This is a genomic window from Streptococcus ruminantium, from assembly GCF_003609975.1.
Taxonomy (GTDB): domain Bacteria; phylum Bacillota; class Bacilli; order Lactobacillales; family Streptococcaceae; genus Streptococcus; species Streptococcus ruminantium.
In genome coordinates this window covers 2,026,873-2,040,244 of the sequence record NZ_AP018400.1, presented here as the reverse complement: position 1 = coordinate 2,040,244, position 13,372 = coordinate 2,026,873, and the positions used below count along the sequence as shown (strand labels likewise).

Annotated in this window: 10 protein-coding genes; 4 read left to right on the top strand and 6 right to left on the bottom strand. The window is 40.8% G+C overall.

What is annotated here, in order from left to right; all coding sequences use genetic code 11:
* Positions 1 to 5: 5 nt before the first annotated feature.
* The 3 genes from aspS to nrdI all read left to right on the top strand — a co-directional run bounded on the left by aspS (position 6) and on the right by nrdI (position 3,218).
* Positions 6 to 1,757, top strand: a complete 1,752-nt coding sequence (aspS, locus tag SR187_RS09590; protein ID WP_120172415.1) for an aspartate--tRNA ligase — start codon at positions 6 to 8, stop codon at positions 1,755 to 1,757.
* Positions 1,744 to 2,682, top strand: coding sequence for a YitT family protein (locus tag SR187_RS09585; RefSeq protein WP_120172414.1), 939 nt, complete (start codon positions 1,744 to 1,746; stop codon positions 2,680 to 2,682). Before aspS ends, SR187_RS09585 begins: the two co-directional genes overlap by 14 nt.
* 77 nt (positions 2,683 to 2,759) lie before the next feature.
* Positions 2,760 to 3,218 carry a class Ib ribonucleoside-diphosphate reductase assembly flavoprotein NrdI gene (gene nrdI, locus SR187_RS09580; protein WP_024531520.1) on the top strand — a complete coding sequence of 153 codons (459 nt, stop codon included), beginning with the start codon at positions 2,760 to 2,762 and terminating at the stop codon, positions 3,216 to 3,218.
* Positions 3,219 to 3,447: 229 nt separating this feature from the next.
* On the opposite strand, the gene pulA is transcribed toward nrdI, so the two are convergent.
* The 6 genes from pulA to SR187_RS09550 all read right to left on the bottom strand — a co-directional run bounded on the left by pulA (position 3,448) and on the right by SR187_RS09550 (position 11,102).
* Entirely contained in the window at positions 3,448 to 5,496 is a 2,049-nt protein-coding gene (pulA, locus tag SR187_RS09575) for a type I pullulanase (RefSeq protein WP_120172413.1), read from the bottom strand.
* A 212-nt stretch (positions 5,497 to 5,708) separates the two neighbouring features.
* Positions 5,709 to 6,692, bottom strand: coding sequence for a LacI family DNA-binding transcriptional regulator (locus tag SR187_RS09570; protein ID WP_024531522.1), 984 nt, complete (start codon positions 6,690 to 6,692; stop codon positions 5,709 to 5,711).
* Between the two features lie 9 nt (positions 6,693 to 6,701).
* Complete coding sequence (locus SR187_RS09565) at positions 6,702 to 7,484, bottom strand: DUF1189 family protein (RefSeq protein WP_024531523.1); 783 nt, start codon at positions 7,482 to 7,484, stop codon at positions 6,702 to 6,704.
* A 62-nt stretch (positions 7,485 to 7,546) separates the two neighbouring features.
* The gene (locus SR187_RS09560) at positions 7,547 to 8,389 is read right to left on the bottom strand and encodes a sugar ABC transporter permease (RefSeq protein WP_024531524.1); all 843 of its coding nucleotides are present in this window, start codon (positions 8,387 to 8,389) and stop codon (positions 7,547 to 7,549) included.
* A gap of 1 nt (position 8,390) precedes the next feature.
* Positions 8,391 to 9,686, bottom strand: a complete 1,296-nt coding sequence (locus tag SR187_RS09555; RefSeq protein ID WP_024531525.1) for a sugar ABC transporter permease — start codon at positions 9,684 to 9,686, stop codon at positions 8,391 to 8,393.
* Positions 9,687 to 9,842: 156 nt separating this feature from the next.
* Positions 9,843 to 11,102, bottom strand: a complete 1,260-nt coding sequence (locus SR187_RS09550) for an extracellular solute-binding protein (protein WP_024531526.1) — start codon at positions 11,100 to 11,102, stop codon at positions 9,843 to 9,845.
* Between the two features lie 313 nt (positions 11,103 to 11,415).
* Here SR187_RS09550 and malQ point away from each other — a divergent pair, with 313 nt between their 5' ends.
* Entirely contained in the window at positions 11,416 to 12,924 is a 1,509-nt protein-coding gene (gene malQ / locus SR187_RS09545; protein ID WP_120172412.1) for a 4-alpha-glucanotransferase, read from the top strand.
* The last annotated feature ends 448 nt before the right edge of the window (positions 12,925 to 13,372 follow it).

Sequence of the window (13,372 nt, the reverse complement as noted above, 5' to 3'; positions counted from 1 at the left end):
AGAAAATGAAACGTTCTATGTATGCTGGTCGTGTTCGTAAGGAGCATGTCGGACAAGAAATTACCTTGAAAGGCTGGGTTGGTCGTCGTCGTGACTTGGGTGGTTTGATTTTTATTGACTTGCGTGATCGCGAAGGAATCATGCAGCTTGTCATCAATCCTGAGTCGGTTGATGCCGATTTGATGGCGTGCGCAGAGGGGCTCCGTAGTGAGTTTGTCATTGAAGTGACGGGTATCGTTGTAGAGAGGGAGCAGGCGAACGCTGCTATTCCAACGGGAGCTGTCGAATTGCAGGTGACCAATCTGACCGTTTTAAATGCTGCAAAAACGACTCCATTTGAAATTAAAGATGGCATTGAAGTTAGTGACGATACTCGATTGCGGTACCGCTACTTGGATCTCCGTCGACCAGAGATGTTGAATAATCTTAAATTGCGAGCAGCAGTGACTCATAGTATCCGTAACTATCTGGATGAATTGGAATTTATTGATGTGGAAACACCGATGTTAACTAAATCAACGCCAGAGGGAGCGCGTGATTATTTGGTGCCATCTCGAGTGTCCAAGGGGCATTTCTATGCCCTTCCACAGAGTCCGCAGATTACCAAGCAACTCTTGATGAATGCTGGTTTTGATCGTTATTACCAAATCGTTAAGTGCTTCCGTGATGAGGACTTGCGTGGGGATCGTCAACCTGAGTTTACACAGGTCGATCTGGAAACCTCTTTCCTGAATGAAGGGGAGATACAAGATATTGTAGAAGGGTTGATTGCCAAGGTTTTGAAGGATACTAAAGGTATTGAGTTGAACCTCCCTTTTCCTCGTATGACCTATGATGATGCCATGAACTTTTATGGTTCAGACAAGCCGGATACTCGGTTTGATATGCTTTTACAAGACTTGACAGAAACTGTCAAGGAAGTTGACTTTAAAGTCTTCTCGGAAGCGCCTGTTGTTAAGGCTATCGTTGTCAAAGGAGCTGCAGATAGCCACTCTCGTAAGGATATTGATAAGCTGACGGATTACGCTAAGCAATTTGGTGCTAAGGGACTTGCTTGGATCAAGGTTGACAAGGGAGAACTGGTCGGACCAGTTGCCAAGTTCTTGACAGGTGTTGCAGATAACTTGACAGAAAGTTTACAGTTGGAAGACAAGGATTTGGTGCTCTTTGTAGCGGATGAATTGGAAATCGCCAATAATACCTTGGGTGCTTTGCGTAGCCGTCTGGCTAAGGAGCAGGGACTGCTTGATGAAAACAAGTTCAACTTCCTTTGGATTGTTGATTGGCCGATGTTTGAGTGGTCAGAAGAAGAGGAACGCTACATGAGTGCCCATCATCCATTCACATTGCCAACAGAAGATACGGTTCATCATTTGAATGGCGATTTAGCACAGGTGCGTGCAGTTGCCTACGATATTGTATTAAATGGCTATGAATTAGGTGGTGGTAGTCTCCGTATCAACCAAAAGGAAATGCAGGAACGCATGTTTAAAGCGCTTGGCTTCTCAATCGAGGATGCGTATGAACAGTTTGGCTTCTTATTGGAAGCAATGGAGTATGGCTTCCCACCACATGGTGGTTTAGCTCTTGGTTTGGATCGTTTTGTCATGCTGCTAGCAGGTGAAGATAATATTCGTGAAGTGATTGCCTTTCCGAAGAACAATAAGGCTTCCGATCCAATGACCCAAGCTCCAAGTACCGTCATAGGTGCTCAATTAGAAGAATTGGCTTTAAGCATTGAACATGAATATGAATAAATTTTTCAGAAAGCAACGTGTTTGTTTTTTAAGAAAGGCCAGAAAAAATAAGTTTTGGTCCATTATTTCAGGAATTTCTCAAGAAAAATATGCTGAACGAATGTCGGGGTCCATCATCTATGGACTCCTATCTAGTATCGCTGTGAATTTCTTTTTTCGACCTGGGAATGTCTATTCGTCAGGTGTCACAGGTTTGGCTCAGATTGTATCGGCTTTGGCTGACTCTTATGCTGGCTTGGATGTACCGATTGCCCTGGTTTATTATGCTTTCAATATCCCCTTGCTGGTTTTAGCCTGGTACAAGATTGGTTATAAATTTACGATTTTTACTTTTATCACAGTATCATTTAGCTCGCTCTTTATCCAATTTATGCCCCCCGTAACACTGACAACAGATCCACTGGTAAATGCTATTTTCGGAGGGTTGATGCTAGGTACAGGTATAGGATTTGCTTTTAGGAATAATGTTTCCAGTGGTGGTACGGATATTGTGTCTATCCTCATTCGGAAGAAGACTGGTCGTCAGGTAGGATCAATCTCTCTGATTGTAAATATCATGATTCTTTTAGTTGCTGGGATGATGTTTGGTTGGCGATATGCTCTGTATTCGATGGTAGCCCTCTTTATATCTAGTCGGATGACGGATGCCATCTTTGTTAAACAAAAGCGAATGCAGGCTATGATTATTACCAGTTATCCAGAACGCGTCATTAAGATGATTCACAAGAAGCTTCATCGCGGTGTAACGATTATCAATGGGGCAGAGGGTGCTTACAATCATGAACAAAAGACTGTTCTGATTACCATTATTACTCGTGCGGAATTTAATGAATTTAAGCACATCATGAAAAAAGCGGACAAGTCTGCCTTTGTCTCGGTAGCTGATAATGTTAATATTATTGGGCGCTTTGTGGAAGGTGACTAATTGACAAACACTACATGTAGGAGTAAAATAGTATTTACATTCTATATGTAGTGTTTTTTATGATAAAGAGGAAACGTATGAAGAAAAAAATTTATCTAGTCTATATCAGCTTGAGTGGCAATACAGAAAGTTTTGTCAAACGCTTGAAGTCCTTCTTTCTGTTTCAAACAGATTGGGAGATTGAGTTGATTCATGTCAAGGATCTGGTGAAGCAAGACATTCCCTTCTATGGCTTAGATGCCCCCTTTGTTGCCTTTTTACCGACCTATTTAGAGGGAGGAAATGGGGTAGACAACGGTGATGTGGAAATTTTAACGAATCCCTTGGGTGATTTTATCGCTATTGAAGATAATGTTGACTGGTGTCTAGGAGTGGTTGGATCAGGGAACAAAAACTTTAACCACCAATACTGTCTGACAGCAAAACAGTATTCGCAACGTTTTGGTTTTCCAGTTATTGATACCTTTGAACTGCGTGGAATGCAGGATGATCTTGAACGTATCGGTCGAAAAATTATAGATTTGATGAAAAAATAAGAAGATGAACCCAGTTGCTTGAGGTCTCTCTGTAGTAACTAGTGAAACGAACCACTAGAATATACAGGGGAAATCAAAAACACTGGGTTCATTTTGATTTGTCTTCTTTTGTAATGCAAAAACTCACCGGCCAGTGGACCGATGAGTTCAAGGAGATTATGAAAAATATTTAGGATTGAGCATAGTATAACTCAATTTGATGCAGGATACATCCGTCTCAGGTCCTATTTTATCCCTCAAGGATACAAATACTTTGTCCAGCAATGATGATTTCCTGCTCTTCGTGTTTTTCAATCGGAGGGTAATTGTGGAGAACTACTTTGTCTTCTTCGCGTTTGTAGATAAAGTCACTATCAGCAAAATTGATGATAAACTGGATGGTCTTATCAGTTGATTGAACCTGATAACGGAGAACATACTCTGTCAACCAGTAGAAATCACAAGTCTTCTGGATGCCTTCATAGCTATCTTGACTAAGGATAGGATTATTTTTACGGAAGGTAATCAATTCTTGAAGGAATGTGATATGCTCCTTGTAGTAAACAGCGCGAGTCCAATCTAGGCGATTGATACTGTCAGGAGTGTTATAGGTGTTATCAATTTCATTCTTGGTACGGAAAAATTCTTGTCCACTGTGAATGAAAGCCATCCCTTGAGAAATTAAAATCAATTGCAAGCCGAAGCTGGCAGCACGTTTTTGCTGTTGAGGTGTCCAATTTGAATTTTCGATATGGAAGTAATCAAAAGCAGTAGCATTATCATGACATTCAATGTAATTGAGCGACTGTTGAGGAGTCAAGAAGTGAGTGAGGCGGCTACCGGTCAAAAGGTGCTGTACTTTTTCATGCAATTGCTTATCAACTAAACGAGTTGGATTGAGCAGTATCTTTTTGAAAGTATCTCGGTAGTCGTCATTGAAGAAACTGATCTGTGGTAACTGTTCGGCATTATACTGATGTGCCAACTTTTCAAACTCTAGCCCAGTTGCCATTTTCCATCCTTCACCGTAGAGGTAAACATTTGGATGGATAGCAGATAATTCTGCTTGGATTTGATTGATTGTCTCGATGTCCAAAATACCCATCAAGTCAAAACGGAAGCCGTCAAATCCATAGAGTTCTAACCATTGGCAAAGAGATTGTTTGATGTAGTTGCGAACCATACTGCGCTCACTGGCTACATCATTGCCACAGAAGGTGCCATCTGTTCGCATGCCATGGTCGTCATAACGATAAAAGTAACCAGGAACAATAAGTTCGAAGGAGTACTTCTCAGCATGGTAAACATGGTTGTACACTACATCCATGATGACTGAAATATTTGCATCATGATAGGCTTGGATAGTTTCTTGCAATTCTAAAATGCGAGCATAAGGATCATTTGGCTGGCTAGAATAAGAGCCTTCTGGCAGATTGTACTGCATAGGATCGTAACCCCAATTATAAACTGCTTGCGGCTTGTTTTCATCAACACTGCCAAAATCATAAACGGGTAGTAGCTGAATATGTGTGACACCTAGATCTTTGATGTAATCCATCCCCAACTTCATACCATCCATAACTGGAGATTCTGTCAAGCCTAGGAATTGCCCCCGATGCTTAAAGCCGGCTTCTTTTTGCCAAGAGAAGTCTCGCACGCTCATTTCATACACGATAGCCTGAGAAATAGGATATTGTGTTTTTGCTCGGCGAACGAGATGGAGTTTTTCGAGATTGATTACGTAGCTGTCGCCTGAATTGGTCTTGGAGGATAGGGCATAGGGATCGTGGACAGAAATCCATTCTCCGTTTACCTTATGAAGATAGTGGTAACTAGAGCCATCTAAATCCCCTTCAACCGTTACTTCCCAGACACCTTTTGTCCCTTTTGTCATCGCGTAGGGTTGATCTTCAAGAATCAAGAAGACTTGTTTGGAAATCGGAGCCCAGAGCTTGAAAATTGTAGCTTGCGGTCTGTATGTAGCCCCCAAGTCTTTTCCATTGTAGGTGTAGGTTTGCTCGAAAATAGCAGAGCGGACGATGTGACCGTACCCCAATTCAACCTTATTACGATCCTGATCGTAGACGGTGTAGTCTGTATCGAGTGTCAGAGCATGTAGGCTGGTTAAATAATAAATGATGAGGTTGTCAACTTCCAGACAAGAGTGGATAAACAGTTGAGAGGTAGCATCGCTCGATTCGAGTGAGAAGTTCATATTTTCAGAATCAAATCGTTTTTCCATAACCAAACGAATAGTCGCTACATCATCAAGAAATGCTTGGAATTGTCGTAATGCCATTAGTCAAATGGCTCCTTTCTAAGGTTATACATGAAACTTATACTTGGTTTGCTCTTGCAGGTGAGTGAACCAAGCTCATACGAAGTGTTTAGTCTATACCTAGATCTGGCAGTAGTAAAATGTTATCTTCATTTTTACGATACGAATAGATTTTAAGTCACAGGTTGTTCAATGAACAATTTGAGTTCGTACGAGTTTGGTGTTTTTGAGCATTAAAGTTCAATAATAGTGTGTGGAATGACACGTCGATAGCAGACTTGTTTATCCTGCTTGTTGTCATTGATAATCTGATGCAAGGTATTAAAGGCTACACGTCCTAGCTTGATGGCATGAACATCAACATAGGCTTCAATATTGAGTTTTGGTTTAACAGAGTCAAAGGAAATAATTGGTAATTTGATGTCCACTTCATTGAGATATTTGACAATGCCTTCAGCCACCATCGTATCGGTTGTAACGATAGCATCTAAGTTTTGCTTGAGTAACTTCTTGGAAATTTTATAGGAACTATCTTCTAAAAGGAAGCCTGAAACAAATTTGACCTTGTTTTCATCTAGAGGAATATGATGAGACTTGAGAGCATTTTTGTAGCCTGTATAACGGTCTTGTGATACGACGAGCTCCTTGTTACCAGCTACAAAGGCAATATTCGTGTAGCCTTTATTGATGAAGTAGTTAGTTGCTTCAAATCCAGCCTGAATATTATCGTTGTCGACTAGGGATATGAATGGAGAGTCTGCCTTACCTAGAATGAGGAAGGGGAATTTATGCTGAATGGCTAATTGAACCAGAGGATCATCAGGCTTAGAGTAAAGGAAGATGAGACCGTCTACTCTCTTGCCATAGACCATTTGAGAAATGGCTTCAAGGCGCTGCTCTTCATTCTTACCCGTAGAGATTTGGATAGCATAATTATGATCGGCAGCTACCTGTGAGATTCCTCTCAAAGCAGTGGGAAAGAAGGGGTTTTGATAGAAAACATCCGAATCATCTGGTAATACTAGTCCAATTACTTGCGTATAGCTGCTGACTAGACTACGAGCATTGAGGTTGGGATGATAATTGAGATCCACCATAGCTTTTCGGACTAGGTCTTTTGTCTTTTGGCTAATGGCAGAGCTATTTTGAATAACACGAGTAACTGTAGATGGTGAGACACCAGCTAATTTAGCTACATCTTTGATAGTAGCACGCATATAGACCTCCTAGATTTTATCTCTGAATTTCGTTTTGAAAAACACCCATAACAAGCATAGCACAAATAGGATATTTTGTATGGTTAGAAGGGTCGTCACAGGCTGACCAAAAAGTCCAATCAGACAAGCAATGATAGTTGGCAGACCTAAGCAGTTGAGAGAAAAATTATAACATTCTGCGAATGTTTTAAAATGGAAGAAGCGTGATTTCTTGGTAAGAAAGAGAAAGAAGCTTGCTCCCAATAAAATGAAGAGCAGGTTGCTGGCTAAAATGATGGTTGAAACAAAGGTAATACTTAAACTTACGATTGCTCGATTGGCTTGGTACCAACTTTTAGAAATAGCCGTTGTCAGTCTTTCTTTACTAGAAAAATCAGCGGCTGTTATGCCATCATAGGTCAGTTTGCTTAGGATGTCCGTTCCCTTTCTGATGACGAGAAATTGCTTTGCGAACTGATAAGAAAAATTTGAGCTGGAGCTAGGGGTGTCGCCAAAGGTAACTTGTTCCCAATTTGCATTTCCAGTATAGGATAATTGGTTGTTTTCGATTGTTGCATGTTGGCGCAGATCTTCCATCACTTGATCCGTCAATGGATGATAGATGCCTTCTACAAAATTTTCCAAAGGATAGGTTTTCAGACTAACGGTTTGCAAAGAACTAGGAATCACCAGGAGCGCAACCAGAAAAAGCGTTGTAAATAGTCGCTGCCAAAGTTTCATCAATCTGCGGTTGGCAAACATATCTCTCGGTGAGAAAATACTAGAAAAATAAGAAAATGGGTAGGGAAGCATTCGTTGGTCCTTTCATAAATATCAATGTTCTGCCCCAAAAAGGGAAAAGGTGGGACAGGGATTTACCCCTTGTCGCCACCGCTTGTTAAACCAGATACAAAGTTCTTTTGTAGGAAGAAGAATAGAATACTGATTGGAAGGGCGATGAGAATAGCACCTGCTGCAAAGTAAGCAATTTTCATATTCTTCACATCACTGATGAAGGTTTGAAGACCAACAGCTACAGTATAGAATTCTTTTTCACGAAGCAAGAATTTGGATAAGATGTAATCTCCAAAAGGTCCCATGAAGGCCCAGAGAGCTTGTACAGCAATCATAGGGCGAACGAGTGGAAGAACAATTTGCCAGAACCGTCTGAAGTGACCAGCACCATCAAGTTTTGCAGACTCATCAAGTGAGATTGGAACCGTGTCAAAATAGCCTTTCATAAGCCAAGCATTCATTGGAATACCGCCACCAACATATAAGAAGATGAGGAACCAGCTTTGGTTAAGCGCATTGAGCATAAGAGCCATGACGAAGAAGGCTGTGAGGGCCGCCATTGTTGGCACCATTTGAATGATCAAGAAGAAGACCAAACTTTGCTTGCGAGCGATGAAGTTATAGCGGCTATAGGCATACCCAGCCAGAACAACGATGCTAGTTTGGATAATCATTGTCAAGAACGCAACAATTAGAGTGTTGAAATACCAGGTTCCATAAAGAGTTTCGCTAAAGAGTTTGCTAAAGTTATCTAGTGTAAAGTTAATACTACTATCCAATTTAAATGCCACTACGTTTCCGGACTTGAAGGCGGACATGATGGTAATCAAAAGAGGATAGATGATGATAACAGACAAAGCGATTAGATAGAGATAGGTTAAAGTATGATTGAGTCTGCGTTTAAATTTTACAGATAGTTTCATCTTACACATCCTCCATTTCAAAAGCGTTTAGTTTCTTGAAGGCGATCATGGAAATGCTGATGACAATCATGGAGATAATCAAGGTTACCGCTGCGGCCATAGAGTACTGCGGAGCGGTACCAGTTGTCAATTTGTAAATCCATGAAATCAAGATGTCTGTTGAGCCTGCACCGCCACCGACACTACCTGGACCACCATTGTTGAACAGATAGATGATAGAGAAGTTATTGAAGTTGAAAGTGTACTGGCTGATAAGAGTAGGAGCTGCCACAGCTAAAATCATTGGGAAGGTGATGTTCCAGAATTTTTGAATAGCGCTAGCACCATCAATGTAAGCTGCCTCGTATAGGTCGTTTGGAATAGATTGCAAAATACCTAGTGTCAATACATAGATATAAGGGAATCCGAGCCAAGACTGTATCATGATGAGGGCAACTTTAGTCCAGAAGGGATCTGTTTTCCAAGGGATTAAGAAGTTATCAATGAATGGCAAGAATTTGCTCAAGAATGGTAATACCTGTGTATTGATAGCCCCCACACTATCGTTGAACATATTGCTGAACGTCAGGATGGTCACAAAAGCAGGTACTGCCCAAGGAAGCAAGAAGATGACACCGAAGATACGTTTCCCCTTGATAAATGGTTGGTTAGCAATAATAGCTGTCAGGATACCGATAACAATCTGTGCTGTAGAAGCACAAAGAGCCCAGATAATTGTCCAACCTAAGACAGAACCAAATGCTGCACGGAAGGTACTAAGTTTCCAGATATTTGAAAAGTTAGTGAATCCTATCCAGTCCAAGAGTGAACCCGGAGGCAAGTGTTGGAAATCATAGTTGGTAAAAGCGATAAATAGGGTAACTACAACAGGGAAAATGATGGCAAAGGTCATTGCAATATAAGATGGGATAATTAAGAGATATGGGAAACCATTCTCATAAATTCCTTTAACCATTTCATTCAGAGTAGTTGCAACTGGCATGCCAGAGTTCCAGCGTTTAGCAGTATCGAAGGCATCTTTTAAGTTGAGTGCGTAAAAAGCAAGATAGATAACTGTGATGATTAGGTGGAAAGAACCACGAATCAGCATAAAGAGCGAGTTATCTTGCCCAGATTGACTACCGAGTGTGATTAAGTTTCCTAATTCACCGGCGGCAATAGCAATAAAATAAACAAGGAAGGCAAGAGAAACTCCTAAAAATATGCAACCTTTAGCTTTTTGCTTATTATAGATTTGTCCCAGACCTGGGATCAGGGACAAAAGGAGTGCTTTACCTGGATTTTGTTTCATAGTCATAGTCTCCTTCATTGTTTTTTGGCTTTGTTGATGTTAAAGATGGTCTTTTGAATTGATGAGTGTAGAGAACTGTTCCAATAAACCATATATTTTCAACTTTTTTCATTGAGTAATAAAGTAGACTGGGAGTTCTTCCCAGTCCAACTTTAAACCTGACTAGTTGCCGTATTTTTGAGTGATTGTATCTTTAATCAATTTAACAGCATCTGTTGCTGCAGTTTTAGCATCTTTTGCACCACTTGCAGCTTCAAAGAGCATGTTACCTGCTGGTTCCCAAACAGTACTCATTTGAGAGATGTTTGGCATTGGTTGAGCTGAGTCAAACTGATTGATAACCGCAGTTGTCAACTCATCATTTTTACCCACAGCGTATTTACGAGCTTCAGTATTAGCAGGCACTTCGTTTGTAGCATCATAAAGTGCTTTTTGTTGGTCTGTAGAACTCAAGAAGTCAACAAATTTTTGTGCAGTTTCTTTGTTTTTAGAACCTGTAGGAACAACCCATGCTTTACCACCACCAAATGCTGAGTATTTCTTGCCATCTGCAAGTGTTGGAATTGTTGCAACACCATAGTTCAAACCAGCTTCTTTGTAAGCGGCAGCTTTCCAAGGACCTTCGATGATAGCCGCAGCCTTACCGTCTGTAAATTGAGTGTTAATCAAGTTGCTTGCAGCAGTACCATCTTGGAGACCTTTAGGCCATTTCTCATACCAAGTTTTAGCATACTCAATTGCTTTAACAGCGCCTTCGTTGTCAAGACCGATGTCTTTTGGATTGGTACCGTTTTCACCGAATACATAGCCACCGTGACCTGAGAGAAGACCGTAAGTGTAGTAGAAGTTTATCCAGTCAGCAAGGAAGGCAGTTGTTTTACCAGCTTCACCTTCGAAAGCATATTTGCTATCTTTGGCAAGTGTTTCAAGTTCTGCGAATGTCTTAGGTGCTTCTTTCAACAAGTTTTTGTTGTAGTAAAGAACAAGTGTTTCGATAACTGCTGGTGAACCGTAAACTTTACCGCCATTTGTTACAAGAGCAGTTGTTGTGTCATCTGCTTTACTATCGCTTGCAAGTTTCAATTCTGAAAGTTGACCTTCAGATCCAAGGCTACCTACGCGGTCGTATGGTGCCATCATAACGTCTGGAGCTGATCCTGATTGGTTGTCTAATGACAAATTGTCCAAACCAGCCAAGGCATCGCCTGTTTTAACTTTGATGGTTACGCCATTTTCTTTTTCAAAGTTAGCTTTGACTTCGTTGACATATTTCTCATAGCCTTTATCAACATAAATTGTCAATTCTTTGCTGCCTTCTGCAGGCTTAGACGTCTTTGTTGATGAGCCTGAGTTTGAGCAAGCAGCCAAAACAGCAGTTGATGCAGCAAGAAGAGCAACGCTCTTAAGAAGTTTGTGTTTCATTTTCTTCCCTCCGAAGATAAATAATATTTTGTGACGTATGCTTTGCGCAAACGTTTTCTTAAGCTGATTTCATTATACAACATAATGAATGCGTTTGCAAGGGTTTTTATAAAAAAATTTTAAAAAATTTTTAAGTTTAAAAAGTAGAGGAAGATTTTTACAATGTGTAAACAAAGTATAGGAAACTAAAAATTTATGAAAATTGCTGAATATTGGAATAATAACTGGAAAGCCTCTTGATTTGTTACCGTTTTCAGTATATAATGAGGAAGAAAACGTTTGCGTTATGTAAGCAATTAGATAAGGAGAGCTTATGAAAACAAGACAAAGTGGTGTGCTCATGCACATCTCATCTCTACCAGGAAAATATGGAATTGGTTCCATGGGACAAGCGGCCTATGAGTTTGTTGATTTTCTGGTTCGGACGAAGCAACGCTACTGGCAGATTCTGCCACTGGGAACGACCAGTTATGGAGATTCTCCCTATCAATCCTTTTCAGCTTTTGCGGGGAATACTCATTTCATTGATTTTGATCTGTTGATTGACAAAGGCTGGCTAAAAGCGGAAGACTTGCAGGGGATCGATTTTGGTCAGAATCCATCTGAAGTAGATTATGCAGCAATTTTTCATGCTCGACGTCCTTTATTGGAGAAAGTTGTTGCAAATATGCAAGCTCAGGGTTTGCCAGAGGATTATTGGACATTTCTAGGGGAGAATGATTTTTGGATTCATACCTTTGCTGAGTACATGGCGATCAAGGAGCATTTTGATTTAAAACCTTGGACAGATTGGGAGGATCAAGGAGCTCGTTTGCGCTATCATGATACCTTAGAATACTATCGTCAGCTACTTGCAGACCAGATTGATTACCATCGCATCAGCCAGTATCTATTCTTTACCCAATGGCGTGCTTTAAAGGCTTATGCCAATGCCAAAGGGATTGAGCTTGTTGGCGATATGCCGATTTATATTGCGGCAGATTCTGCGGACATGTGGGCTAATCCTCATTTCTTCAAGACGGATGAAGAAGGCAAGCCCAGTGTGGTTGCAGGGTGTCCACCAGATGCTTTTTCAGAAATCGGTCAACTTTGGGGGAACCCTATTTATGACTGGGAGGCGATGAAAAATGATGGTTTTACATGGTGGGTAGCCCGTTTGCGTGAATCATTCAAGATTTATGATATGGTTCGCATCGATCACTTTATCGGCTTTGCTTCATTCTGGGAAATTCCAGCAGGTGAGGAAACAGCAGTCAATGGTCGTCGTGTGGAGGCACCTGGTTTTGAACTTTTTGATACTATTAAACGTGAATTGGGAGATTTGAATATTATCGCGGAAGATCTTGGTTCAGTGACTGATAAAGTGATTCAATTACGTGATACTACTGGATTTCCAGGGATGAAAGTTCTTCAATTCGCCTTTGATCCAAATGGTGATAGTATCGAAATGCCCCATAACCATCCCAACAATGTTGTAGCCTATACAGGTACACATGATAATGACACCATTCTTGGATGGTATGAAAATGAAACAAGTGCTGGGTCGCGTGCATTCCTAGACAAGTACAGCAACCGTCGCGAAGAGGAAACAATTAACCATGCTCTTTTCCGTCTCCTCTTTGGCTCGCCAGCATTTATGGCAGTAGTCACTATGCAGGATCTATTGGGCTTAGATGGTTCGGCTCGAATGAACTTGCCAAATACGGTTGGCGGCAACTGGACATGGCGGATGACAGCAGATCAGCTAACACCAACCATTGAAGCAGAATTACGAGATCTGACGGAGACCTACCGCCGGGTCAATGTAAATAGCCAAGAATAAGGGAAGTTTCTTTAACAGCTAACCAAAAGGAGCTTGGGACAAAAAGATTTTCAATTTTGAAAATCTCAATTATCAAGTCCTTTAGATCTATAATTGAACAAAAAAGGCGAACAAACCAAGATTCTGATTGTCAGAAAACTGATTTTGTTCGCTTTTTATATATGAAATTGGACTATTGTCCCAACCTCTTTTTGCGACACTTTATTGAGATAGCCAAGTCTGGATTCAAAGAGGAATACAAATTTGAACGGGCAGAAAACACTAGATTTTCAAAATTTATCAAACCACTCTCTGCCTGTATTTTACCTTTTCTGTTGACGGACATAGCTCCAATAACGAAACCAATAATAAAGAGTATAGCAAAGGCAAATCAGAATCGCCCAGATTAGAAAGATATTCAGTATCCTTGCAAGATTTGGGAAAAACCAGTTAACCAACAGAGTAGAAA

What these genes read in the sequence shown, in the direction of transcription:
- aspS (WP_120172415.1), top strand. Translation starts at nt 6, where the DNA reads ATGAAACGTTCTATGTATGCTGGTCGTGTTCGTAAGGAGCATGTCGGA.
- SR187_RS09585 (WP_120172414.1), top strand. Translation starts at nt 1,744, where the DNA reads ATGAATATGAATAAATTTTTCAGAAAGCAACGTGTTTGTTTTTTAAGA.
- nrdI (WP_024531520.1), top strand. Translation starts at nt 2,760, where the DNA reads ATGAAGAAAAAAATTTATCTAGTCTATATCAGCTTGAGTGGCAATACA.
- pulA (WP_120172413.1), bottom strand. Translation starts at nt 5,496, where the DNA reads ATGGCATTACGACAATTCCAAGCATTTCTTGATGATGTAGCGACTATT.
- SR187_RS09570 (WP_024531522.1), bottom strand. Translation starts at nt 6,692, where the DNA reads ATGCGTGCTACTATCAAAGATGTAGCTAAATTAGCTGGTGTCTCACCA.
- SR187_RS09565 (WP_024531523.1), bottom strand. Translation starts at nt 7,484, where the DNA reads ATGCTTCCCTACCCATTTTCTTATTTTTCTAGTATTTTCTCACCGAGA.
- SR187_RS09560 (WP_024531524.1), bottom strand. Translation starts at nt 8,389, where the DNA reads ATGAAACTATCTGTAAAATTTAAACGCAGACTCAATCATACTTTAACC.
- SR187_RS09555 (WP_024531525.1), bottom strand. Translation starts at nt 9,686, where the DNA reads ATGACTATGAAACAAAATCCAGGTAAAGCACTCCTTTTGTCCCTGATC.
- SR187_RS09550 (WP_024531526.1), bottom strand. Translation starts at nt 11,102, where the DNA reads ATGAAACACAAACTTCTTAAGAGCGTTGCTCTTCTTGCTGCATCAACT.
- malQ (WP_120172412.1), top strand. Translation starts at nt 11,416, where the DNA reads ATGAAAACAAGACAAAGTGGTGTGCTCATGCACATCTCATCTCTACCA.